This window comes from Metabacillus sp. B2-18, from assembly GCF_021117275.1.
Classification (GTDB): Bacteria; Bacillota; Bacilli; order Bacillales; family Bacillaceae; genus Metabacillus.
The window spans coordinates 4,774,055-4,796,916 of sequence record NZ_CP088245.1 but is presented as its reverse complement, the minus strand read 5'-3'; the positions used below and the strand labels follow the sequence as shown (position 1 = coordinate 4,796,916).

The window sequence follows — 22,862 nt, the reverse complement described above, 5'->3', positions numbered from 1 at the left end:
AAAACCTTTAAAGAAGTAATTATTCTTCATCTAAAGAGTAGTTACTTCTTTTTGTAATCCTTTTCATACACCTTCCATTCAGGTAAACTAAATATAGAACATATCGAAAAAAGGAGGCACAACCATGCACACAATCGGAATCGACCTCGGCGGCACAAACCTGCGCATCGGCGTCTTCAATGAGCAAGGAGAAATCATCAACGAACAAAGTCAATCAACAGAAGCAGCAAAAGGACCCGAGTACGTCATAAACCAAATGGCAGAGATCATCAACAAACTAAAATCTACATATAAAATCAAAGCCGTCGGCATCGGCTCACCAGGCCCACTCAACCCACACGACGGAATCATTATCGAACCACCTAACCTACCAGGCTGGGTAAACATCCCGATCGTCCAACTACTCGAAGAAAAAACCAACCTACCAGTAAAACTAGAAAACGACGCAAACGCAGCTGCCCTTGCCGAAGCCACACTTGGTGCAGGAAAAGGTGCAAGCAGTGTGTTCTTCATCACAGTTAGTACGGGAATCGGTGGTGGATATGTGTTAAACGGCGAGCTCGTCTCAGGTGCCCAAGGAAGCTGCGGCGAGATTGGCAATATGATTGTGAACCCAAGCCCAGACGCCTATCAAGGACCAGGCCTGAACAAAGGTGCGCTCGAAGGTCTAGCAAGCGGAACCGCCATCGGCAGAATCGGTCAAGAACGCCTAAACATCACAAACGGCGCGCAAGGAGTTTTCCAACTGGCAGAGCAGGGCAACAAAGAAGCACAGAGTATCCTCGACGAAGCAATCAACTACCTAGCAATTGGCTTGGCAAACATTGTTCATACGGTGAATCCAGAGATCATCGTCATCGGCGGTGGTGTGATGAAATCGAAGGAACTAATTTTAGAGCCATTAATCAATAAAACAAAGGAATATGTGTATCCGAGTTTAAAGGAAACCTTAATAATAATCCCTGCACTGTTAGATCAAAAAGCAGGTTTAATCGGAGCGGGGCTGTTACCGAAGTAAAGGAAGTCACTCCAGCGAGTGGCTTTCTTAGATAAAATGGTATAATACAAAGAGGATTCGACAATAATAGACAAAGGTGATCGGAATGGAAAAGATTCATGAAAAAAATCGCTTTTACAAAGGTTGCTTATGGGGAATCCTCATTTCCATTCCTATTTGGATCGGTATCATTTATTTAGTTGTAAAACTTTTATAAAAGAACCTTCAAAAACAGAAAAAACGCAGCCCATAATGGAAAACTTAACAACGCTCCCCAAAACATACCGATAAACACATTCTCTTGATGCTCCATTAAGACCACTCCTTATAAAATAAGTATAAGTACTGATTACCTATAGTATAAATGAAAACGCTTACAAAGTCCATCATCAATAATTAAATTTTTATCTATAAATTTAAATAAAACAAAAAAGACAGCCACAATCACTGTCTGTTCACCGATACTTCATCATTCACTTTCGTATACAACCAGCTTCCACCACGATAGCATCCATACAATAAATAAAACAAACAAACGCCAGCCATATCATATCCAACATCCAACAATCGTCCGCTTCTTGAGAAAAACAGCTGTCCAATTTCAGTCAGAAAAGCTGCACCTAACGTCATAATGAAAACGAAGGAATGACGTCTCCAAGCCCAATAAATAAGGATAGCCAGAAAGAAGAAATAGCTAAAATGCCCAAGCTTCTGCCGACGATAGGTAAGATCCTGTAGATTCATCAAATCATTATGAAGAAAACTGCTAAAAGCAGGATGCGGCTCATAATGAAACGAAACCTTTTGTTGAGACAAAAGTAGACTTAAGCTTTCTGTAAAAGTGAATAAGCATAATAACAAAATAGCAAAACAAACAAGTAAACCTTTCAATCCAATCACCTCTTCTAGATGATGGTCATAAATAGATCTATCTATTCTTAGGAAAGAAAAAAAACACCCAAATTTGGATGCCACAGAGTGAAAGAATGATAGATTTTATGAAGATATTCTTTTAATAGCTTTCTTTCTATACTCTATATAGAGCTTTCCGTCCTGCTGTGAACGACTGAGGTGGAGGAGCTGTTAGTATATTGTGAAGAGCCAAAGGATCTTAAAGAGATTGTAAGTTTTATGAATGAGAGGATGGTCATTTCTGATTCGCACATCTTCCAGGTTATTTTAAGACCATTAATGAAGGAAGGAAAAATGGAAAGATTCAAAGCACCGGAAAAGGGTGGAACCAGAGAAGTGTTTCATTACCGAAGAAAATGAAAACTTTATATCTTGAAGGACTATTTAAGGAACCCACTGAGTTGGCTTATGCCGCTTGGTGGGCTTTTTTTGTTGCTGTAGTGGCTAAACGAATATCCATTTACAGATATCCTGAAAGAATGTATAATAAAATTAAGAAATGAGGTTTTAATTAACGTAATACGTTAATAATATTAATCAGGGGAAATAGATGGATATATCTTTCAAGAACAAACGTATAGAAAAAGTATGTAACAATGAAAAAGAAATGTCTAAACACTTTGAAAAGCAAGTTGTGAAAAAACTACAACAAAGACTATTTGAGCTAAGGGCTGCAAGCAGTCTTGACAAGATAAGTCATTTACCCCCTCCTAGGCTACATGAACTAGATCAGGATAGAACTGGTCAATTTGCAGTTGATTTAAAACATCCCTTTCGTCTTATTTTTGTGCCTGATCATGATCCTGTTCCTAGGAAATCTGATGGCGGTATTGATCGTACGCTCATCAGCGCTATAAAAATTATTGAAGTTGGGGTTGATTATCATGGCAAATAAAAATCAATTTAATCCGGATTATATTGTTCCGCCTGGAGATACTTTAGAGGAATTATTAGAACACTACGATATGACTCAGGCTGAACTTGCAGAACGTACTGGCAGAACACCAAAGTTAATTAATGAGATCATAAAAGGAAAGGCTGCACTGACTCCAGAAACAGCTTTACAATTTGAGCATGTTTTTGGAGTAGAAGCTGACTTTTGGAATAATTTAGAGAGCAACTATCGGCAAATGTTAGCTAGAAAAAAGAATGAAGACCAACTCAAGGAACAATTAGATTTCTTGAACCAGTTTCCAGTTAAGTTCATGGTAAAGAATGGTTGGGTTAAAGCTGAGAAAGATAAAACGAAACAATTAAAAGAACTTCTATCTTTTTTCGGAGTCGCGTCCTTTAGTGCTTGGAAAGAAGTATGGGGCGAAGTATTTAACCAACCAGAGGCTGCATTTAGGAAAACAGAGGCTTTTCCAAGCAATTCCGAGTCAATCGCAGTATGGTTACGAAAGGGAGAACTAGAAGCAAGGAACATTAATTGTGCTCCTTATGATGAGAAAAAGTTTAAAGAATCATTAAAAGAGATAAGATTATTAACAGATGAAGATCCAGAAAGCTTTATTCCTAAGTTAACTGAAATATGCGCCAAGGCTGGAGTTGCAGTTGTATTTGTCCCTGAGACACCTGGTAGTAGGGTAAGTGGGGCTACAACATGGAATGGAAAAAAACCAATAATTATTTTAAGTTTTAGATATAAATCAAACGACCATTTATGGTTTACCTTTTTTCATGAAGCTGGCCATATTTTAAAGCATAGCAAGAAAATTACCTTTTTGGAATTTAAAGACAACATTGATGAATATGAAGAAGAAGCAGATCTATTTGCATCCACTACTTTAATACCTGCAAAGAAATATAGTGAGTTTATTAAAAAAAGAGACTTTAAGGAACAAGCCATTATAGCATTTGCGGAAGAAGTCAATATTGCACCTGGTGTTGTTCTTGGAAGGTTGCAGCACGATGGACATATACCTTATCCAACAAGGTTAAATCGTTTAAAAAGATCTTATAAATGGGCCAATTGAAAGTAACCCTTTTCCATATAGAAGTGGAAGGGGTTATTTTTTATTATTCAATTCAGTTCTATTAAATGGAGAAAATAAAACTTCTTATTAATATAGAAGAAACTCGTCAAATTTTGCTCATCACAATACGTGGTGGGCATTTTTTTATTGTTATAGGGGGGATATATTTTGCGTATTTTTATCCATTCAGCCTCACGGCGTTTCTTACCCATAAGAGAATCCGTAATGATGGCTCGGAACGACAGTATTTTATTAAGGACCATCACCCAGCTATCATTTCAGACGAAGATTGGAATGCAGCCCAGCAGGAGATGAAACGAAGAAGCAAGATGCTGAGGGATCCAGATGGCAAATATGCACAAGTGTATTCGAACACATCGTATTTTTCCAACAGCTTTTACTGCGGGGAATGCGGAAGCCCGGTTGTAAGGCGGAGGCTTACCTCGGAAAGAAATGGGGAAAAATATCTATACACAGCATGGCAATGCAGAGCGAAGATTCACCCCAAAAAATACAATATTAAATGTTCTGGACGACATGTTTGGGAAGAAGCATTGGAAAGAGAATTTATGGATTTGATTTATGAACTGAAAGAGAACAGAAGTCAGGTGATAGAAGAAGCAAATGAGGTCATAGCCGAGTACGACCTAAATATTAAAGAAAAAGAGCGGCTTGGAATTCTAGAAGAGAAACTGGAAACCATAAATGAACGTTTGGTTGAACTAACCGATAATAGCACCTCCTCAGTAAGTGGGGCTTATGAGGCAACCATAAGGCATCTATATTATGAACAAGAAATGCTTCAAGCAGAACTTGAAGAGCTTAACGAGAAACAGCAGGAAAGCCGCCATTTAGCCAAGCAACTTAGCAAATTACTGATGTATCTGGATGAATTGGAAGAACGCGCCGAGAACCAACCTTTCAGGGCTGACATTTTCAAGCAAACGGTTCACCGGGGCATCATTTACAGAAATTACGATGTAACCATTGAATTTAAATGTGGAATTGCAAGACAGGTTAGAGCTACAAGAGTTAAGGAAGAAGAATGACAGAATTATAGGATAAACCCCTTGAACTTTTATCGCATTTGAGTGATAGATAGCATACCTTAAGCCTTTTACATTGCGGCGAAAGGAAATCACTTACGATAAAAGAGAGGGGTTTTTGTGTTGGGGAAAATAAATGCTCCTTCGATTTCGGGGAGTAAGGAAAATGAGATGATTCGTGTTGCAGCCTACTGTCGAACAAGTACTAGTCATGATGAAATGACAAAGTCTCTTGAGAATCAGGTGCGGCATTATACAAGATTTATTCAAGGACAAGAGAATTATAAATTGATAGGAATCTACTATGATAGAGGAAAATCAGGAATGACAATCGAGAAGCGGCCAGGTTTCCAACGACTTCTGAGGCATTGTGAGGAACAAAAAATAGATTTAATTTTGACAAAGAGCGTTTCACGTTTTTCTAGGAATTCAAAGGATTTACTCGAAATAGTTGACCGTCTAAAGGAACTGGGTACGACAGTTTATTTTGAACGTGAGAAAATAAACACATCGGAATTAAAAAATAAGTTCTACCTTACTGCATTAGCAGCAATCGCTCAAGAAGAAAGCAGAACCATTTCGGAAATTACAAAATGGGGGTTTGAAAAAAGATTTCAAAGAGGGGTTCCTCATTTCCAACCACAGTTAGGTTATCAGGTGGTGGAAAACAAACAAGTATCTATTGTAAGGATAATTGAGGCAGAAGCAGCGATTGTTCGAGAAATATTTGAACGATTTAACAATGGAATGAAAAAGAGTGATATTGCCCATATGTTAATTGAACGGGGAGTAAAAACAACCAAAGGATATGATGTATGGACAAATACAGCTGTACATCGGATTCTTACTAATCGAAATTACACCGGGGACAAACTTACTCATGAGAAAGTGAGGGACTACCTACAAGATGGTTATAAGAGAAATAGTGGAACCGAGAAACAGTACCTCATTGAGAATAGTCACCCAGCCATTATTAGCAGAGAAACCTTTAATCAAGCGCAATCTCTTCTGGAAAAATATAATAGCAAGTTTCAGGCACGAAAGTATTCGCCGAAGAATAGGGAAACCCCTTTGTCCAAAAGAATTACATGTGGGTTGTGTGACAATAATTATCAGCATTCAAAAGCTACATGGATCTGCAGAAGAAGAAAAGCAAGCCAACATCTGTGCAATTCGGAAAAGATAACCGAAAAAGAACTTCTTAAGATGACAATCAGGGGTTTTCAACAGCGTTATGATTTTAGCAACCCAAAAGTGCTAAATCAGATGTTATTTGATATTAAACACATGAATAAAAACGATCACTTTGAATATCGTCGTTTGCTTTATTTTTCTGAATTGGAGATGGCTAGGGAAGTAGAGCTTAGTAAAGAAAAATACTTAACAAGTAGAGGGAGAGAAGAAATAGAACAGGAACTGAAGGCATTTGAAGAGTGGGCAACCAAAATTGAAGAAGACAGAAAATATCGTAATCAAGCAATTGAATGGATATCAAGGGTTACGGGTACAGAAAAGTTTATAAAGGGGCTTACCATTGACTATATGCGTGCCTGGATTATTAATATTAAGGTATTTTCACAAGATGCATTTATAATTCGATGGCTAAATCAGGAAGAAACACAAATAGGAAATTGTGTGGTACCTGAAAAGCCTGTGGAAAATAAAGTGGATCATGAACAGGTTCTTCCAACCACTCCTAATAAGGCCCCTGAAGTTCCGGTAGAAAAGGGGGAACCAAAATTGAACGGACAAGTTACTGTAATAGAAAAAAATCCTTCAAAAATAGTAACAACAGTAAAAAAGGAATTTGAGTTATATGCAAATCAACGCCCATCTGAACGGAAACCAGATCAACCGAAAATTAGAACTGCGGCCTATGCAAGAATTAGCACCGAAGTACCACACCAACTTGGAAGTTTGGAAACACAAATTGCCTATTACACTTACTATATTTTGAAAGACCCTAATCAATCATTGGTCAAAGTGTATGCTGAAAAGGGGGTATCGGGAACAAATACAGACCATCGAAAAGAATTCCAACGGTTAATAGAGGATTGCAAAAAAGGAAAAATTGATCGCATTATTACAAAGTCAATCTCCAGATTTGGCAGAAATACCGTTGACGTACTTGAGACTGTTCGAATGCTTAAGGCACTGAAGCCACCGGTGGAAGTTGTGTTTCAAAAGGAAAATATTCGAACACTTGATGAAGATGGCGAGGTGATGCTTACGATTTATATTGGACTGGCTCAAGAGGAAAGCAGAAACTTAGCAGAAAGCGTTGCTTGGGGAAAACGTAGATTGGCTGAGCGAGGGAAGTTCAATACCAAATACGAACGCTACGGTTATGAGTATGATGAGGATGGGAACTGGCTAATTCACCCGAAAGAGGGGGATGTTATACGCCGAATTTACAAGGAGTTTTTGACTGGCAAAAGCACAAATCAAATTGCAAAGGAATTATCTGAAGATGGTATTGTAACAGCTAGAGGAAAAAACAAGTGGCACCATCGCAGCATTGATTGCATGATTACCAATCCAATTTATGCCGGTGATTTAGTCTTTCAACGGTTTTATGTAGAGGATACTTTAACTGGAAAAAATCTTAAAAATAATGGAGAGCTCCCGCAATATGTAACCCAAAATCACCACCCAGCAATCGTCAGTAGGGAGGATTGGGAAGCGGCCCAACGTATCATGGATAGCCGGAGTAATAAAAAGGGAAAATCAACGAAGCCCCACACCCGACAGGAATTTTTTAACCTATTTACGTGTTCCGAATGCGGCGCTCCTATCATTCATATAAGATGCTCGAGTGATGGGTCTCATTATTGGCGGTGTAGAACAGCGGAGAAAAAGTACACAGAAGTAACTTGTGATGTACGTGGGTTCCGAGAAGAATCGATTGAACATAGGTTCATGACATTACTGCAGGAAATGAAAATGACAGATGGCTATCGGGATAAAATGAAACAAGCGTTTAGAAATACTGTTCCTGATGAAAACGAACGAAAACGGATAGAACAAGTCAAGGATGATATGCAGCAACTTTACCAACAGCTTTATGATGAAGTGGATGAAGGAGAGCGGCATGGAGGCGACCCCAACAAAATAAAAGAAATAACAGATCAAATTGTGGAACTGCAAAATCAAGTCTATGACTTTGAAGATAGAGAACAACAGTGCCTGGAAGCGGAAAAAGATCTTGAATGGCTTCTTGAAGAATTGAAAGGGATTCAGGAATTTAAACCTGAAAAGGAGCGGATTGAATTCCGGGCAGATATTTTCAGTAGGATTGTTGAGAAAGGAACTGTCTATCCCGATGGCCGAATCGTTTATGATTTAAAGTTTGGGATGCAAGTCACTACCGAACAAAATGATATGATGGCTTGGCGGTTGAGAAAGAAAGGTAAGCCTCGCAAACGGAAGAAAAAATAAATATCTGCAATAATAGCACCCCACTGGGTAATCGTATTTTTACGGCTACTTGGTGGGGTGTTTTTTGTTTGCGTTGTTAGCTAAATTTTATGAAATTGTGATATGGTAAAAGTATCTAATAACTAGTCCGAATTGGGAGGCAATTAGTATGCACAATGTATCCAATGATAAGGCAGTAAAAATAGGTGCTACGACTTTTTCAGAGCTTAATTATAAGGAAAGCGATATAGAGGAATTATTACGGAAGAATATCGATATGATATGTGACGAAGAAGAATCGATGCTGATTGTTGGTAAACAAGTACGAAACGCCCAGCACGGTATTAGTGATCTTACTGCAGTTGATAATAAGGGGAATATTGTTTTAGTTGAGATTAAAAGAGACCGGAAAGACATTGAGGGAAGAAAAGAAGCCTTTGAATTTCAGGCCATTCGATATGCAGCCAGCTATGCAACAATAGAGGATCCAGAGGATTTAGTGAATAAAATATATGCCCCCTACATCGAGAAATATCGGGATGAATTTGAAAGCGGCCCTTTAACGAGCGCAGAACTTGGGAATAGAAAGTTAATGGAGTTTTTGCGGGAAAATGTAGCGGAAAGCAACTTTAATAAGAATCAAAAAATCATACTTGTGGCATCCGATTATGATGAGCAAACTTTATCGGCGGTTGCGTGGCTAAATAGTAATAATGTTGATATTACATGTTTTAAAATGATTCCTTACAAGATACAGGATGAAGTGTACATAAATATTGAAAAGATTTTGCCTGTTAATACGTATAGAGATTATTACGTTAATTTCTTGGAAAGTCCAATAAAAAGTAGTGCACAGAAAAAAGGCTTCACACGGAGAACACTGCCTAAAATTAATGAAATGCTGGAATGGGGCGTAGTTAAAGCCGGTGATATAATTGTTGCAAAAGGCCGGGAAGACGAAGGCACACTTTTGGCTAATGGAAACGTAGAGGTTAATGGCGAAGAAATCTCAATGCAGAAATGGTTAAAGGAGCTTTTTGGCTGGTCTAGTATACAGACTTATGTGTTTGCTGTTCAAAAGGAAACTGGTAAGACACTTTCCCAAATTCGTGAGGAATATATGGAGAAGGAGCAGCAAGACAGTGTTTAATATTAAGATGATAGGGAGAGGAAAAGGTGCTTGTTTATAGAGATCAGAGCCATTTTAGTTTATTCAATAAAGAGCTTAGGGATTTAGTAGAAAAAAGGAAATCATTAGATTCTGTCCAGTTTGAACGCCAACTAAATCAATTATTCGAGAAAGAAATACCGGAGGTTGTATTACAGCCTAATAAAGAGTTAAAAGAGATTTATCCTAAATATGAACTAATAGATAAGACAGAAACCTATAATGAAATGCTAGATTTGAATATTATAATAGGTCATAATGTCTCGAGTAGTAGAGAAAGAATATATTCAAATATTAGTCGTGTTCAAAAGGCAGTCCCATTTATCATTGAAGGAAACAAAAAACCAATAGATGTACATAAGATTGGGGAAGATTACTACATAAGTGATGGGAAACACAGATTTTATGCTCATATTCTATTAGGGAAAAACAAAATACTTGCCGAGGTTAAGGAGTATAATTATTCAGATTTCCTTTCAAACCACACTTTAGTGAAACAAGGTGATGATTACCTTCTGATAGGCAATGACAAAATAGTTAAACATGATGCCCGAAAAGTTTTTAATCGAGAATTTAGCCCTTTGAAAAGATTAAAGGAAGAAGAGGTAAAACGTTTTAAACAATTAAATATAGAGCTGATAGATTTAAACGAAATAGAAAAATCCGAGGTGAATAATAGTAAGCAATCGATTTGGGACGGGTTAAAGAAGTTTTTTGATAAATAAGGCGGGGATTGGTATGACTCTAAAGAATAGTATTTTTGACAGTAAAAGCGAGATAAAAGTGCTCAAACAGTTGCGTTCAACATGGACAGGAAAGGTTGGAATATATAATCATGTTCCAGTTGCGAATGTAGTTAATATTCCTAATCTTAGTGGATATAAAAAGAGTCAAATAGAGTATTTATGGAAAACAAATTTCGATTATGTTATTGCCTCAGAAGAGGATAAAAATTTTGGTGAACCATTATTAATTATTGAGTTTGATGGACTTGGTGAAGGCTATTCTCTTGATGGCGAGTACAAACAACTCCGGGAAACAGAAGATCCTAACCGTGATTGGAAACTAAACTTTAAAAGTCAAATATGCGAAGAATCAGGAGTTCCACTTGTTATTGTTTCTTACCCTGAAACTGAACTTATCGATGATAAGTTTACAGTAATTGATGGAATTGTTGGTGAAGTTCTCGCTGACAGGAATTTTACTGAGCGTTTTAATAATGAAATACATGTACTGAATAAACAATTAAAAGATATCCAAGATCCCGAACTCAGACAGCATTATATAGAAATGTACGGAATTGAAAGAGAAGTAGAAGAACAAATAAAAAACAACCCAATAGCTTTTGAAAGTAATCGTCTACGTAATTTGTTAATTAAAAATAAAATATTAAATACTTGGGGATATTCTTTTTCAAAGGATGGATTTTACATATCCTGTGAATATTTTGCTAATTTACATAATGGAATTCAGTTGTCGGAGAAGGCTCAGATAAGAGAGGTGAATTGCAGGGGCTTTGAAAGTAGTTCATTAGTAGAAGAGATTGCACAATTGCAGTTGTTAAGAAAAATTGCTAAACAACATGGTCTTAATTAGGATACCAATAAAAGAAAAGTGCATGTTCCTTATATATAGAAGAAAGACGACTTATTAAGCTCATCACCATAAAACGGTGGTGGGCTTTTTTGTTTGCCTTCATTACAAATACATCTAACAGTCATACTATCTATTCTTACAAAAACATCATTATATAAAGATAAAAAAGGCGACTTAGATACAATATATAGTGTTTTAGGTTATATATAATTCTATATTTAGTTTTCTTATCTAACTAGTATCATGGGGTCTATTTTGAAAAGGAACAAATTGATACCTCCATTACGTTTAATCAATTCCTACTCACCACTTATGCAGCCCTTGCCCAAGAAGAAATCGAGACCCTCTCTTCTACAACGAAATGGGGTTACGAAAAGAAGTTCAAAAAAGGAGAAGCTAAATTCTCAAGATTGTATGGATATAACCTAGTGAAAAATGAAGCAGGAAGTACGCTTGAAATCAATGAACAAGAAGCGGCCGTTGTTCGGAACATTTTTGATTGGTTTCTCCAAGGGTGGCCAAAGACTGAAATTGCTAGAGAATTATATCGGCAAGGGGTTAAAACAGCTACCGGAAAAGAAAGATGGTCGCCTTCCAATATCAAAAAATTGCTGAAGGCTTACACCTACACAGGAAATAGGATGGCGAGGACCGAGAGCAGAGACCTTTTCACTCACAAAAAGACTTATCACGATCGAGAGGAGATTGAGATAGAAAACACCCACCCTGCAATCATTAGTCGGGAAGTATTCGATGAAGTGCAGCGGCGGATAGAGAGCAACAAGAGAAATACAGGAACACCTACGAAGAGAAATCAACCGGCATTCTCCAAAAAGCTCTTTTGTCATGCCTGTGGCTATCGATATAAATTTTATCCTAGCCCACGGATTGATTATTGGAAGTGTGTCTCAAGTAGTACAAAAACATGCGATGCTCCAAACATCAATGAAGAGCAGTTAAAACAAATGGCATTACATGCGATGAGTTCAAGATATGAGTTGGAACAATCAGATAGCCTTGCCCATTTGCAAAAAGACCTAAAAGCAACCAACCAACAGGATCATTTTGAATTTCATCGGTTGAGATGGTTAACGGAATTGGAGATAGCAAAGGAAAGTAATGAAGATCCAGAAAAGATACAGGCATTAGAAAAAGAATACCATGCATTTGAAAAACAAGTTGCTCAAATAGAAGATGATCGTCCTTTTCGAGTGAAGACATTGGAATGGTTAGGAACACTGCAGACTATGGAGGAGTTTCACCAAAAAGTAACGACGGAATACTTACGTGCATGGATTCATCAAATGACGATTGAAAATGAAGAGAACTATCAAGTGGAATGGTTTGATGGGACAAGGCTGACGGTTGGTCAACTATCTGAAAGAAAACCGATTCATTCAGTTCAGAAAGAAGAAACGAAAAAAGAGAGTCCCAAGAAGGAGGTGAATCAAGAACTGAACCTTCTCGATGAACATGGGGCGTTAAAAGAGAAGAGGGAAGAAGAAATGATTGCTACAGTTGAAAGAGAAGTGCAAAAGATAGAACCAGGTGAGGGGAAGACTATTCTTCAAACGATTGAGAAGGCACGATTAGAAACCGAAAAGCCTGGTCATTTACAGAAGACCCAAAAGGCACTCAAGACAGCTGCTTACTGCAGGATTTCAACCGACCGCCTAGAACAGAAAACAAGCATGAAAACACAGGTAGCATACTATACGTATCTCATTTTAAAAGACCCATCCTACGAGTTTGCGGGTATCTATGCAGATGAAGGGATTACGGGACGATCCTTGGAAAAACGAGCTCAATTAAACCAACTCTTGAAGGATTGTGAACGAGGCCTTGTAAATGTGATCATTACAAAATCAATTTCTCGCTTTAGCAGGAACGCATTAGATACCCTTTCCATTGCCCGACAACTGAAACAACTTCCATCCCCTGTGTATATCTATTTTGAGAAGGAGAATATTTGGACGTCGGATCCTCAATCAGAACTGATGATGTCCATCTACGGTGCTATTGCACAAGAAGAGGCGATGAATGTAGGGAGAAGCATTGCTTGGGGACATCGGAGTCAGGCCAAACGAGGAATTATCCGGTGGAAAAAAGCTACGTATGGATATTGGGTAGATGATGAGTATCGCTGGCATATCCAACCAGAGCAAGCTAAAATCATCAAACGTATTTACTCTGATGTGTTAAAAGGGAAGACCGTAAATAAAATCTGTGAAGAATTGGCACAGGACGGAATTAAAACAGTGACAGGAAAGGATTATTGGAATCCTAAATCAGTGATGGCAATGTTAACGAATGAAGTCTATAAAGGCGATTATCTATTTCAAAAACATGTCACTGTCGATACTCTGCAATCTAAGGTTATTCGTAATCAAGGAGAGGAACCACAGTATTATGTTGAAAATCACCATGAGGCGATTATTAAGCCAAAGGACTGGGACCGGGTCCAAGATATTTTAGAAGAACGAAAACGAAATAAAGGATTTGTCAAAGATGGACATCGGAAGTATGAAAAAGACGAAATGAAAAATAAAGCGTATATTGAAAAACTGTATTGTGGTGAATGTGGATATTTGATGGGGCATAGACGTCATGTAGAGAGACGATGGAAAAAACCTCATGAAACGCACTTCTGGGTGTGCTGCCGCCATGATCAGAGATATAGAACTGAACGATGCGATACAAAGCGTATTCGCCAGGATTATTTGGAATGGCACTTTATTCGCTTTTTAAATCAAATTCATACCAATCCTAATTGTACAACTGACGTCTTGCATTGGATTAAGAGATTAGAATTAACAGTGGAAGAGGAAAAAGAAAGAGCGGATCTGCAAGAAAGAGTAGAAATACAAAACCAAACTTTGTATAGTGCAGTTGAAGATGGGATTCATGACAATGGCCAAAACACTCAGCTGGTGGATCAATTGACAGAAGAATTGGTGGAATTGCATGAACGACTGAAGCAATTTAGTGAACGCGAAAGACGTGTGGAACAAGAAAGAAAGATGTTTAAGGAAATCATGAAAAAAGTGAGAAAGTATGTGGAAGGTGAAAGTGAGGACTTTCCAGAAGATTTGTTTCAAGAATTTATTAGCCGTGCAGAAGTGTGTAAAGATGGAACGGTCACCTACCATCTTATATTTGAACAGGAACAAGAAATTCCAGAGACTTATGATGATTATGTTGAGATGAAAAGACAGCAAAAGAAGCAGAAAACAAAGGAAAAACATGAGGAACTTTTAGAAGGGCCTGAGGTGGCGGAGCTTCTAGTATTTTGTGAGGAGCCAAAATCAGTTAGAGAGATTGTGGATTTTTTGAATGAGAGGATGGACATTTCTGATACGCACACCTTCCAAATTATTTTGAGACCTTTAATGAAGCAAGGAAAAATGGAAAGATTCAAAGCACCGGAAAAGGGTGGAACTAGAGAGGTGTTTCATTATCAGGTTATCAAGCATTCTGGTTTGCGAAGTTAATAACTTAATAGAGTAATAGATTAACTGGCTCATCATTGGAAGAAAAGAAAATAAAGAAAGAAGCAACCCACCGAGTATGCTTCTAGATTTAGATGGATACTTGGTGGGCTATGTTATGGCAGATACTATTTCTTATTTTTATAAACTTGATTGAAGTACTCTTTTTGCTCATTATCTTTTTTTACTTTTAATTGATATTGTCGTTCTTTTTCAAGTTTGGCTTGTCGTATTGTATCTTCTCGGTGTTTATCCAACTTCTTTTTTAAATCATGGACTGTCGAAGTAATATATTCACACCATTCACCTTCATGTGTCCATTCCACTTCTATATCCTGATATGAATGTTTTCGGGCATGCTCAACAGTTTCATTATCCCAATCAATTTTTAATTCATCATTGCTATAGACAGCGAAAGCCTTATCGTCATGGTGAACATTAATGGTTACAGTCCATTCTGCCCATTCTGAAAATTCAATACTTAAACCGTCTAATATAAGAGATCTTCTTTTAGCTAATAGTGCATCTCCTTCATAGGCATCTTCGTTTTCAATGTTAAGGCTAATTTCATCCCCGTTTTTTATTAGGTCTAATAATGTAACAAGTTTGATTTTAGGCAAATCCTCTTTCTGTTTGTCCTTGTAATCCACCTTGGTTTTATTACTCTCTTCATTTAATTTTTTCACAACCGTCGTTCTTTTGCGGAAAATATTAAACATGTAGTAATCCCCCTCATTCTTTGTACAATAATAAAATATATTGCCCAAGAATTAGGAGTATTCTTTATTATAGAGAACTTGTAGAATTTTTTTTACCCCCCATTCATAAGGATTATTTGAAGGGGGGACGGTAATTTGTTCTTTAAAATAAAGAAGAAAAAGGAGAAAAGTGCAAATCAACGTATAGATGAAATCCATAGAAAAATCAATGCAAAGAAGAATAAGGAAGATTTTGATAGTATCATGGAGTTTGCTAATTCTGTGCTGGAGCAAACAAAAAAGTTAGAAGAAGTAAGAGGACCTTTAAGTGATGAAGTAGAACATCCACTTATTGATGTTGTTCGGTTAGTAGGAAGAAAACTTCAAACTCAATATTTAACTAATTTGCTTTATAAAAAAACTGAATCAGAATTACCTAGCTTATTTCCTGAAGAAGTGCTTTTTGATCTGCGAGCCTCACTTTCGCTGGATGGTAAGGAATTTGAGGATATAATAAATGAATTAAAGGAAGAAAAAACAGTTTTATTAAGTCATGATTTAGTTTTGCCGTGGTCATGGAGAACCTCGCGATTGGTTAATTGTATTGCTCGAATAGGTGAAGGCAGAGCAGATGGACCTTGGCGGCAAGACTATAATCATTGTGTAGACTTATGGTTACCAATGGGTATTGCATGGGTTGGGGGAGGTAATCATTCAATATCCACTGGAATAATTCAAGGGAAAGGTAGTATTACGCCAGAAGTCATTTATGATATAAGCGCTGTGTATGACTATGTACATTGTGATGGAGTTAATTATTATCGGAAGGAGGATGGTTTTAAAATATCCCCAGTTAAAAATGCTGAAATTGCAGCCATCTTTGAAATAGGTCGTTTGATGAAGGAAAACTCAATAAGTTATTAGAGCAACCCATCGAGTTAGCGTATAAGATTTTATACAGCTTACTTGATGGGTTAACTTGCAGTGTTAGGACAACCTTTCCTAATGTAAGTGGTGTGATATTCTAGTAAAAATAATGACTGATTTTGTCGAATGTATGGGAAAATATTCAAGTATAATAGATAATAGAAGTAATTTATACTTGAGAGGCGGTTTGAAAAATGAGCTACTTTCTAGATGCACCAGCTAACATTGTAGGTAATAGCTTTTTGAGAGAACCTCAAGAAGATGCATACAGAGCAATATATGATCATTTTATAAATAAAAAAAGTGAAGAACATGCATTAGTTACACTTCCAACCGGAACCGGAAAAACTGGTTTGATGGGGATAGCTCCTTTTAACATTTCGGAAGGAAGAGTACTAATTATTACTCCACAGACTGTAATAAGAGATTCTGTTCTAGGATCATTAGACCCTACGCATCCGAAGAATTTCTGGATGTTCTCAAGGGTATTTGATGAGGTTCATCACTTACCTACATTAATAGAATATGAGAAAAATTTGACAGATGAAATAATTCATCAAGCAGATATCGTAGTGTTGAATGTTCATAAATTACAAGAACGTTTGCATTCATCATTGATAAAAAGAGTTAACCCTGACTTTTTCGATATGATAATAATTGATGAGGCGCATCATGCTGAAGCAAAAACGTGGAAAAGGGCAATTGAATATTTTGAAGGAAGTAAAGTACTTAAGGTTACTGGAACACCTTTTAGAAGTGATGGTAGATCCATTGAAGGAAAAGAAATTTACAAATATAGTCTGGCTCAAGCAATGGCAAAAGGGTATGTTAAGAGTTTAGAAAAAATTGATCATATCCCTGACCAAATGTTCTTTACGCTTGATAACGATACAAGTAAGACATATACGCTTGATGAACTAAGGGAAGGTAATATTAGAGAAGAAAACTGGATTCAGCGATCCGTTGCATTATCAAGAGAAAGTAATGAAAAGATAGTGGACCTTTCCATAAAACATCTGAAAGAAAAGAAAGATTTAACAAATAATCCACATAAAATCATAGCCGTTGCATGTAGTATCAATCATGCTGAGGATATACAAAAAATTTATAAAGAAAAAGGTTATGAGTCATCGATCGTCCATAGTAAACTAGAGAAGTTTGAGCAGGAAAAGGAGCTTAAAAAGATAAATGAGGATAAAGTTGATGTAGTTATTAACGTTGCCATGTTGGGTGAGGGATATGACCACAAATTTTTATCAATAGCTGCTATTTTCCGCCCATTTAAAACGTTACTTCCTTATGCTCAATTTATTGGTCGTACATTAAGGTCCATTGAATCGGAAGATGGAACTTTCACAGAAGAGGATAATACAGCTGTACTTATTCACCACAAAGAGTTAGGCTTAGAACCATTGTGGGAGTATTATAAAAAAGAAAAAGTTAAGCGAGATGCTATAAAAAAGATTAAGGAAGATAAAAACTTAGATTTAGGTGGATCCGGGTCAAAAGATTTAACAAAGGGAGAAGCTAATGAATCAGATGATTTTAGGATTGAAAAGGATACCTTTGTGGAAACTGAATTAATAAGGAAGCGAAAAGAAAAATTAGAAGAAGAAAATAAAAAAATCCGTGAACTTCAAGACCTGTTAGGCATCGATGAAGGCAAAGCCAAGGATTTTATTAGGCAGTCTAAAAAGAGCACTGATACAGAAAGATTGCTTCGTCCAGATAAATTTTATTTTCAGAGAAGAAAAGATTTTGATACACTGATTCGTGAAGAATTGATACCTGAGTTAGTAGCCGATTATAACCTAGACCTGGAAGGTGACGAGTTAGTAAAAGGAAGGTATATTTTACCTAGAAAAAGTTATGGCTGGATATACGGTACTGTTAAGACAAATGGGGCTTTATTAGGGAATTATTTTAATGCATACTTAAAGAATGAATTGAAAGCTCCGCGTGACGAATGGACACTTGATCAATATGAAGAAGCTGTGGAATTAGCAAAGTCTCTTGATAGATATATTCGTGAGGTAATTGATAAATATGAGGAGGAAAATAAATGAATGAGATGATAGAACGATTATATGACGAACTTTATTCGCCTAAAGTGAATCCAGAAGAATTGATTAACAATGCTACATTACCTAATTATACTTCTGTAAACTTTGAGTCTAATCCAACTGGCTTATTTGTTACAACAAAATGTACTCTGGCAAATGGTGAAGAGGCTGAGTACAAGTATCAATTTGATAAGGAGAAACGATTACTTACATTGAGTGGCAACATTAATGGAGAAATTGATGAAATATACGATCGTAGTAAAGAGGTAGCCAGTAAGTATAAAGAGATAAAAAAGCATATGCAATTCAGAGAACAAGCGGTTTAATTTTTGTATTTTTACAATATGAGCTCATTACCTTTAATAAGGTGGTGGGCTTTTTGTTTTGATCATTTTTCATTTATCTAACAGTCATAGTCTTAGTAAGCGTCTAGGAGATGGGCCATTTTCTTCGTTTTATAGGGGAGTCATTTAACTCAGAGCAGAGTGAGTGCTGAAATGTGAAAGGACTAAGAATTATCGGTCTATATAATAATAGAAACTCGGATATTTTAATCTATATTTTGCGTATTTTTATCCACTCGTCCTCACGGCGTTTTTAACTCATAAACGCGTTCGCAACCATGATATTCAGCCACAATATTATGTGAAGAACACCCATCCAGCAATTATTAGCGAAGAAACCTTTGAGGCTGTTCAAAAAGAAATGAAAAGGCGAAGCTTGATGATGAGGGACCCGGATAAAAAATATCGACAACACTTTAGTGGACACAGTCCATTTTCTAACCAATACTTTTGTGGAGAATGCGGAAGGCCCGTTATACGAAGGCGGATGACTTCAAGCAGGAAGGGTGAGAAGTATTACATTTCTGCTTGGCAATGCAGAGTGACCGCAGGACGAGATCCAGACTATAAAGATTGTAAAACAAGCTATGTTCATGAGACAGACCTTGAAAATGCCTTTATGAAAATTATGAGGGAAATGAAAGAAAACCCCGATGAAGTAATAGAAGAAGCTAACCAAGCTATCGAAAAGGCATCCCTCTCACCACCGGAACAACAGCGACTGGAAGAGTTAAACAAGCAAATTGAAACCATAACAGATCGCATCAGTGACTTGGCTGCCAAGGAATCGGCTACAAGAGATGCTATCTACGATGCGACATTAAGGCACTTGATTTATGAACAAGAAATCCTTCAACAGGAGCGGGACAGCCTAGAGGAAAACATGCAAGAGCAACTTTATTTAGAAAAGCAATTCCAATCGCTCCTAGTCTTATTAGAAGAAACAGAGAAACTAGATGATTTTGATTTAACGCTTTTCAAAAAGACAATCGAACGGGGCATTATTTATAAGGAACGAATAGTTGAATTTCAATTTAAATGCGGGGTGAAACGGACCCTCTGTGTAAGAGAACGTAAGACTCCTAAGAAAAAATAAGCTAAAACTAATTGAATAAACATAAACCTCTTTCCACCCGGAAAAAGAACTTGAATGTTCTCGGGATGTGAGTGATAGATGGACACGAACCATTATCACTTATAGGAAAGGGGTTTTTGTATTGGATGAATTACAGAAAGGATTGTGGGTCCGCACACTTTGGAACCCAGTCAAAGCGAGGGAAGAAAGTCCGTTAATAGGAGAAAAACAAGTAAAAGTCGCTGCTTATTGCCGGGTCAGTTCTTCTTTAGACGTACAATTGCGCTCTCTTGAAAATCAGGTGAGCCACTATACCTATCTGATTCGCGAAAAGCCAAATTGGAAGTTTGTTGGAGTGTATGTCGATAACGGAACGAGTGGAACCAGCGCCAAGGGACAGCGGGGACTACAACGGCTGCTTCGCCACTGCGAGGAAGGAAGAGTCGATTTTATCTTGACCAAAAATGTATCTCGTCTGTCACGAAATGCAGAAGAATTGCTGACGATCGTTGAAAAGCTAAATGCAATGAAAGTTGGGATCTTCTTTGAAAACATTAACACTGATACGGAACAAAAGGCGAAAACACGCTATTATAAGCGATTTTGATTTCGTGTTGGTGTTTGTTTGGTGTTTAAAGATAGTAAACGAAACTTAATAATACCAAACAAAACGGCTCTTTCTACACTTTCTGTTAGTGTTTGAAAGAGCTAATTTTTTTTGTAGCTTAGATAGTATCATTTTGAAATGTTTCTCAACACAAAGCTGAATAGATACTATTTTATTCATAATCATAATATTGAACCAACAATAATCATTAAAATTCCTTTTAATCGTATCACATCATTACATACCCCTATCTATAGCTAACATAGAAAATGACTTTGTGATAAATTACATGGTCCTATGCATAAAGTGTATTCAGCCTGCTGATAAACTAGCTGCAGATAGAGCCCTTTAAGAGAAGTTTATTCATTCAACCGAATCTTCACAGTTGTCCCAATGCCAATCTTGCTGGTTAAGCTTACTTTCCCGCCATGCGCTTCGATAATATCCCTTGAAATGGCCATGCCAAGACCTGTACCGCGAATGTTGCTGGTATTTGTCCCCCGATAGTAGCGTTCGAAGATTTGTTCCAGGTCATCTACTGGTATGCCTTTTCCGTTATCTTCAATCGTTAGTTTGTCTGTATTGATGCGAATCGTTACGGCAATGTTTTCGTCATTGTGGATAAGCGCATTGTATACGAAATTTAATATCGCGCGTTTCATGAGATGACGGTCGATATTCCACTTCAAATCCGGTGAGTCACTAATGAAGGAAATCTCGTATTGCCCAAATTGCGGATCATTTAATAAATCAATGACAATTTCGCGCACAAAGCTTTCCAGTCGTGTTTCCTGCAAGGTGAGGGGCATTTCCTGATTGCGGAGACGCATCGTTAAATTAAAATCATCAAGCAGGTTTTTCATATAAATCGATTGACGTTCAATGACTTCGGAGTACTCCAAACGTTCCAATTGCGATACATCTAAATCACGAAGCAATTCTGCATATCCTTGTATGGAAGCGAGCGGCGTTTTTAAATCATGGGGGACATTGCTGATCCATTCGACACGCATTTTTTCCAGTTTTAGACGTTCTTCTTCATGTGCTTGCAGTGATTGTGATACATCATTTAAATTTGAAAAAACAGGCTTGTAAATACCGGGCTTTTTCGTTTCTTGAACGTTAAAATTCCTTTTTTTGAGCTGCGAAATCCGGTCAATGAGATTGGAGACCGGCTTGGTTAGAACGGTACTAAATAATAAACCAACGAGCATGGCAATGAATAAATCGACGATTACAATCGCTAACAAAGACTTGATCGCAAAGGAAAAAATAGTTTTAGGATCTAGCATGAATACAATGCGTTTTTCTTTCGAATCAGGGACACCAATCAAATAGCTGTATGATTCAAATTCTCCAATAAAATAAGTATTTAATTCATCGTCCATATATTTATATTTGTGGATGAGTTCCATTGGGCTATAGTCAATTGAAAGATCTTCTGGTGCAAGATAAGAAGATTGAACCTGCCCGTTCTGATCTAAAATCTGTATCCATCCTCCGAATACCCGTAGTGCTTCAATGCCTTCTTTGGAAACTATAGGCTCTCCATTTTCAAGTGATATATATTTGTCAAATCCGCGTGTAAAGGATTCGCCTGAGTTCTCAGTCGCTTCATCGATTCCGTATTTCTGCTGATAAAAAAGCATGCCCATTAAAATAAATGTATTAAGGATGATAACGATAAAGACAATGCTCAGCACCGAAATCAAGTAGCGGATTGTTAATTTCCATTTCACCTCAATCACCTATTTCACGATAAATCTATAGCCGAGACCCTTGACTGTTGTAATGAAGGCTGGCTTTGAGGGGGTCTCTTCAATCTTTTCACGGAGCCTTCTAATATGAACCATCAATGTATTGTCTGCCCCATAAAAATCCTCTCCCCAAACTTTTTCAAACAGTCTTTCTTTGCTGATAATCCTGTTTTGATTGTGCATAAAGCACGACAATAAACCGACTTCTTTTGCCGTTAGTTCAAGAAGCTCACCATTTTTTACAACCTCCGTTTCGTCATGATTGATTGTAAACGGACCGACTGTCATCGATTTGCTCGCATTTGTTTGTACAGACATTTCCATTGTATATACGCCTGCGCGCCTAAGCTGAGCCTTTACACGGAAAGCCACTTCCTTTGGACTGAATGGTTTTGTAATATAATCATCGCCGCCAATCGCCAGTCCCAAAATTTTATCGATTTCATCTGATTTTGCAGACAAAAATAACACAGGAATTCGAGAAACCTCACGGATTTTATTGCATAAATCATAGCCCTCGCCATCTGGCAGCATGACATCTAATATGGCGATATTCGGGTTGAACGAATTAAATTTCTCCCAGCCTTCTTGAACAGAACCCGCCATTTCAACCTCTGAAAGTCCTTCCTTCGCAAGCGCAGTTTTTATTAAATGACATAAGTCGCTCTCATCATCCACGATCAAAATACGCGGCTTTTCCAACGATGGCACATCCTTCCTTTAAAAATGGAGCCTGTCTATCTTTTACAGTATAAACAAGTCACATTGAGTTAATGATATTTTAACATTTA

18 protein-coding genes and 1 pseudogene are annotated in these 22,862 nt (G+C 37.3%); 15 read left to right on the top strand and 4 right to left on the bottom strand.

Going from position 1 to position 22,862, the window contains the following annotated elements:
• The first annotated feature begins 124 nt into the window (after positions 1-124).
• Complete coding sequence (locus LPC09_RS23975; RefSeq protein WP_098795695.1) at positions 125-1,018, top strand: ROK family protein; 894 nt, start codon at positions 125-127, stop codon at positions 1,016-1,018.
• Between the two features lie 423 nt (positions 1,019-1,441).
• On the opposite strand, the gene LPC09_RS23970 is transcribed toward LPC09_RS23975, so the two are convergent.
• Complete coding sequence (locus tag LPC09_RS23970; RefSeq protein ID WP_176550982.1) at positions 1,442-1,888, bottom strand: VanZ family protein; 447 nt, start codon at positions 1,886-1,888, stop codon at positions 1,442-1,444.
• A gap of 571 nt (positions 1,889-2,459) precedes the next feature.
• On the opposite strand from LPC09_RS23970, the gene LPC09_RS23965 reads away from it, so the two are divergent.
• The 8 genes from LPC09_RS23965 to LPC09_RS23930 all read left to right on the top strand — a co-directional run bounded on the left by LPC09_RS23965 (position 2,460) and on the right by LPC09_RS23930 (position 14,603).
• A complete protein-coding gene (locus LPC09_RS23965; protein ID WP_231308620.1) occupies positions 2,460-2,804 on the top strand; it encodes a type II toxin-antitoxin system RelE/ParE family toxin in 345 nt (114 codons plus the stop codon).
• On the top strand, positions 2,794-3,885 hold the full coding sequence (locus LPC09_RS23960; protein WP_231308619.1) for a HigA family addiction module antitoxin: 1,092 nt from the start codon (positions 2,794-2,796) through the stop codon (positions 3,883-3,885). Before LPC09_RS23965 ends, LPC09_RS23960 begins: the two co-directional genes overlap by 11 nt.
• A 65-nt stretch (positions 3,886-3,950) precedes the next feature.
• Positions 3,951-4,934 (top strand): recombinase zinc beta ribbon domain-containing protein, encoded by a 984-nt coding sequence (locus LPC09_RS23955; RefSeq protein ID WP_231308618.1) that lies wholly within the window; start codon positions 3,951-3,953, stop codon positions 4,932-4,934.
• A gap of 120 nt (positions 4,935-5,054) precedes the next feature.
• A complete protein-coding gene (locus LPC09_RS23950; protein ID WP_231308617.1) occupies positions 5,055-8,369 on the top strand; it encodes a recombinase family protein in 3,315 nt (1,104 codons plus the stop codon).
• A 148-nt stretch (positions 8,370-8,517) separates the two neighbouring features.
• The gene (locus LPC09_RS23945) at positions 8,518-9,498 is read left to right on the top strand and encodes a hypothetical protein (RefSeq protein WP_231308616.1); all 981 of its coding nucleotides are present in this window, start codon (positions 8,518-8,520) and stop codon (positions 9,496-9,498) included.
• A 26-nt stretch (positions 9,499-9,524) separates the two neighbouring features.
• Positions 9,525-10,241, top strand: a complete 717-nt coding sequence (locus tag LPC09_RS23940) for a ParB/RepB/Spo0J family partition protein (RefSeq protein ID WP_231308615.1) — start codon at positions 9,525-9,527, stop codon at positions 10,239-10,241.
• Positions 10,242-10,254: 13 nt separating this feature from the next.
• A complete protein-coding gene (locus tag LPC09_RS23935) occupies positions 10,255-11,112 on the top strand; it encodes a DUF2726 domain-containing protein (protein ID WP_231308614.1) in 858 nt (285 codons plus the stop codon).
• 428 nt (positions 11,113-11,540) lie between these two features.
• Positions 11,541-14,603, top strand: a complete 3,063-nt coding sequence (locus LPC09_RS23930; protein WP_231308613.1) for a recombinase family protein — start codon at positions 11,541-11,543, stop codon at positions 14,601-14,603.
• Between the two features lie 125 nt (positions 14,604-14,728).
• On the opposite strand, the gene LPC09_RS23925 is transcribed toward LPC09_RS23930, so the two are convergent.
• On the bottom strand, positions 14,729-15,319 hold the full coding sequence (locus LPC09_RS23925) for a hypothetical protein (RefSeq protein ID WP_231308612.1): 591 nt from the start codon (positions 15,317-15,319) through the stop codon (positions 14,729-14,731).
• Positions 15,320-15,454: 135 nt separating this feature from the next.
• On the opposite strand from LPC09_RS23925, the gene LPC09_RS23920 reads away from it, so the two are divergent.
• The 6 genes and pseudogenes from LPC09_RS23920 (at position 15,455) to LPC09_RS23900 (ending at position 20,314) form a co-directional block, all read left to right on the top strand.
• Positions 15,455-16,222, top strand: coding sequence for a DUF6710 family protein (locus LPC09_RS23920; protein ID WP_231308611.1), 768 nt, complete (start codon positions 15,455-15,457; stop codon positions 16,220-16,222).
• A 197-nt stretch (positions 16,223-16,419) separates the two neighbouring features.
• Positions 16,420-18,291 (top strand): DEAD/DEAH box helicase, encoded by a 1,872-nt coding sequence (locus LPC09_RS23915; protein ID WP_231308610.1) that lies wholly within the window; start codon positions 16,420-16,422, stop codon positions 18,289-18,291.
• Positions 18,288-18,614: a hypothetical protein gene (locus LPC09_RS23910; protein ID WP_231308609.1), complete on the top strand. Its 327-nt coding sequence runs from the start codon at positions 18,288-18,290 to the stop codon at positions 18,612-18,614. Before LPC09_RS23915 ends, LPC09_RS23910 begins: the two co-directional genes overlap by 4 nt.
• Before the next feature lie 289 nt (positions 18,615-18,903).
• A pseudogene (locus tag LPC09_RS27700) lies at positions 18,904-18,993 on the top strand (recombinase family protein); the annotation flags it as partial.
• The gene (locus LPC09_RS23905; protein WP_331275789.1) at positions 18,994-19,728 is read left to right on the top strand and encodes a recombinase zinc beta ribbon domain-containing protein; all 735 of its coding nucleotides are present in this window, start codon (positions 18,994-18,996) and stop codon (positions 19,726-19,728) included.
• A 121-nt stretch (positions 19,729-19,849) separates the two neighbouring features.
• Positions 19,850-20,314 carry a recombinase family protein gene (locus LPC09_RS23900; protein WP_231308607.1) on the top strand — a complete coding sequence of 155 codons (465 nt, stop codon included), beginning with the start codon at positions 19,850-19,852 and terminating at the stop codon, positions 20,312-20,314.
• Between the two features lie 359 nt (positions 20,315-20,673).
• On the opposite strand, the gene LPC09_RS23895 is transcribed toward LPC09_RS23900, so the two are convergent.
• Both LPC09_RS23895 and LPC09_RS23890 read right to left on the bottom strand, forming a co-directional pair.
• The gene (locus LPC09_RS23895) at positions 20,674-22,053 is read right to left on the bottom strand and encodes a sensor histidine kinase (protein ID WP_231308606.1); all 1,380 of its coding nucleotides are present in this window, start codon (positions 22,051-22,053) and stop codon (positions 20,674-20,676) included.
• 9 nt (positions 22,054-22,062) lie between these two features.
• Positions 22,063-22,773: a response regulator transcription factor gene (locus LPC09_RS23890; RefSeq protein WP_231308605.1), complete on the bottom strand. Its 711-nt coding sequence runs from the start codon at positions 22,771-22,773 to the stop codon at positions 22,063-22,065.
• Positions 22,774-22,862 lie beyond the last annotated feature (89 nt).

Bases quoted from the DNA above. Each gene is read 5' to 3' on its own strand.
- LPC09_RS23945 (WP_231308616.1), top strand. From the start codon at position 8,518: ATGCACAATGTATCCAATGATAAGGCAGTAAAAATAGGTGCTACGACT.
- LPC09_RS23925 (WP_231308612.1), bottom strand. From the start codon at position 15,319: ATGTTTAATATTTTCCGCAAAAGAACGACGGTTGTGAAAAAATTAAAT.
- LPC09_RS23935 (WP_231308614.1), top strand. From the start codon at position 10,255: ATGACTCTAAAGAATAGTATTTTTGACAGTAAAAGCGAGATAAAAGTG.
- LPC09_RS23915 (WP_231308610.1), top strand. From the start codon at position 16,420: ATGAGCTACTTTCTAGATGCACCAGCTAACATTGTAGGTAATAGCTTT.
- LPC09_RS23965 (WP_231308620.1), top strand. From the start codon at position 2,460: ATGGATATATCTTTCAAGAACAAACGTATAGAAAAAGTATGTAACAAT.
- LPC09_RS23975 (WP_098795695.1), top strand. From the start codon at position 125: ATGCACACAATCGGAATCGACCTCGGCGGCACAAACCTGCGCATCGGC.
- LPC09_RS23960 (WP_231308619.1), top strand. From the start codon at position 2,794: ATGGCAAATAAAAATCAATTTAATCCGGATTATATTGTTCCGCCTGGA.
- LPC09_RS23905 (WP_331275789.1), top strand. From the start codon at position 18,994: ATGAAAAGGCGAAGCTTGATGATGAGGGACCCGGATAAAAAATATCGA.
- LPC09_RS23955 (WP_231308618.1), top strand. From the start codon at position 3,951: ATGGAGAAAATAAAACTTCTTATTAATATAGAAGAAACTCGTCAAATT.
- LPC09_RS23910 (WP_231308609.1), top strand. From the start codon at position 18,288: ATGAATGAGATGATAGAACGATTATATGACGAACTTTATTCGCCTAAA.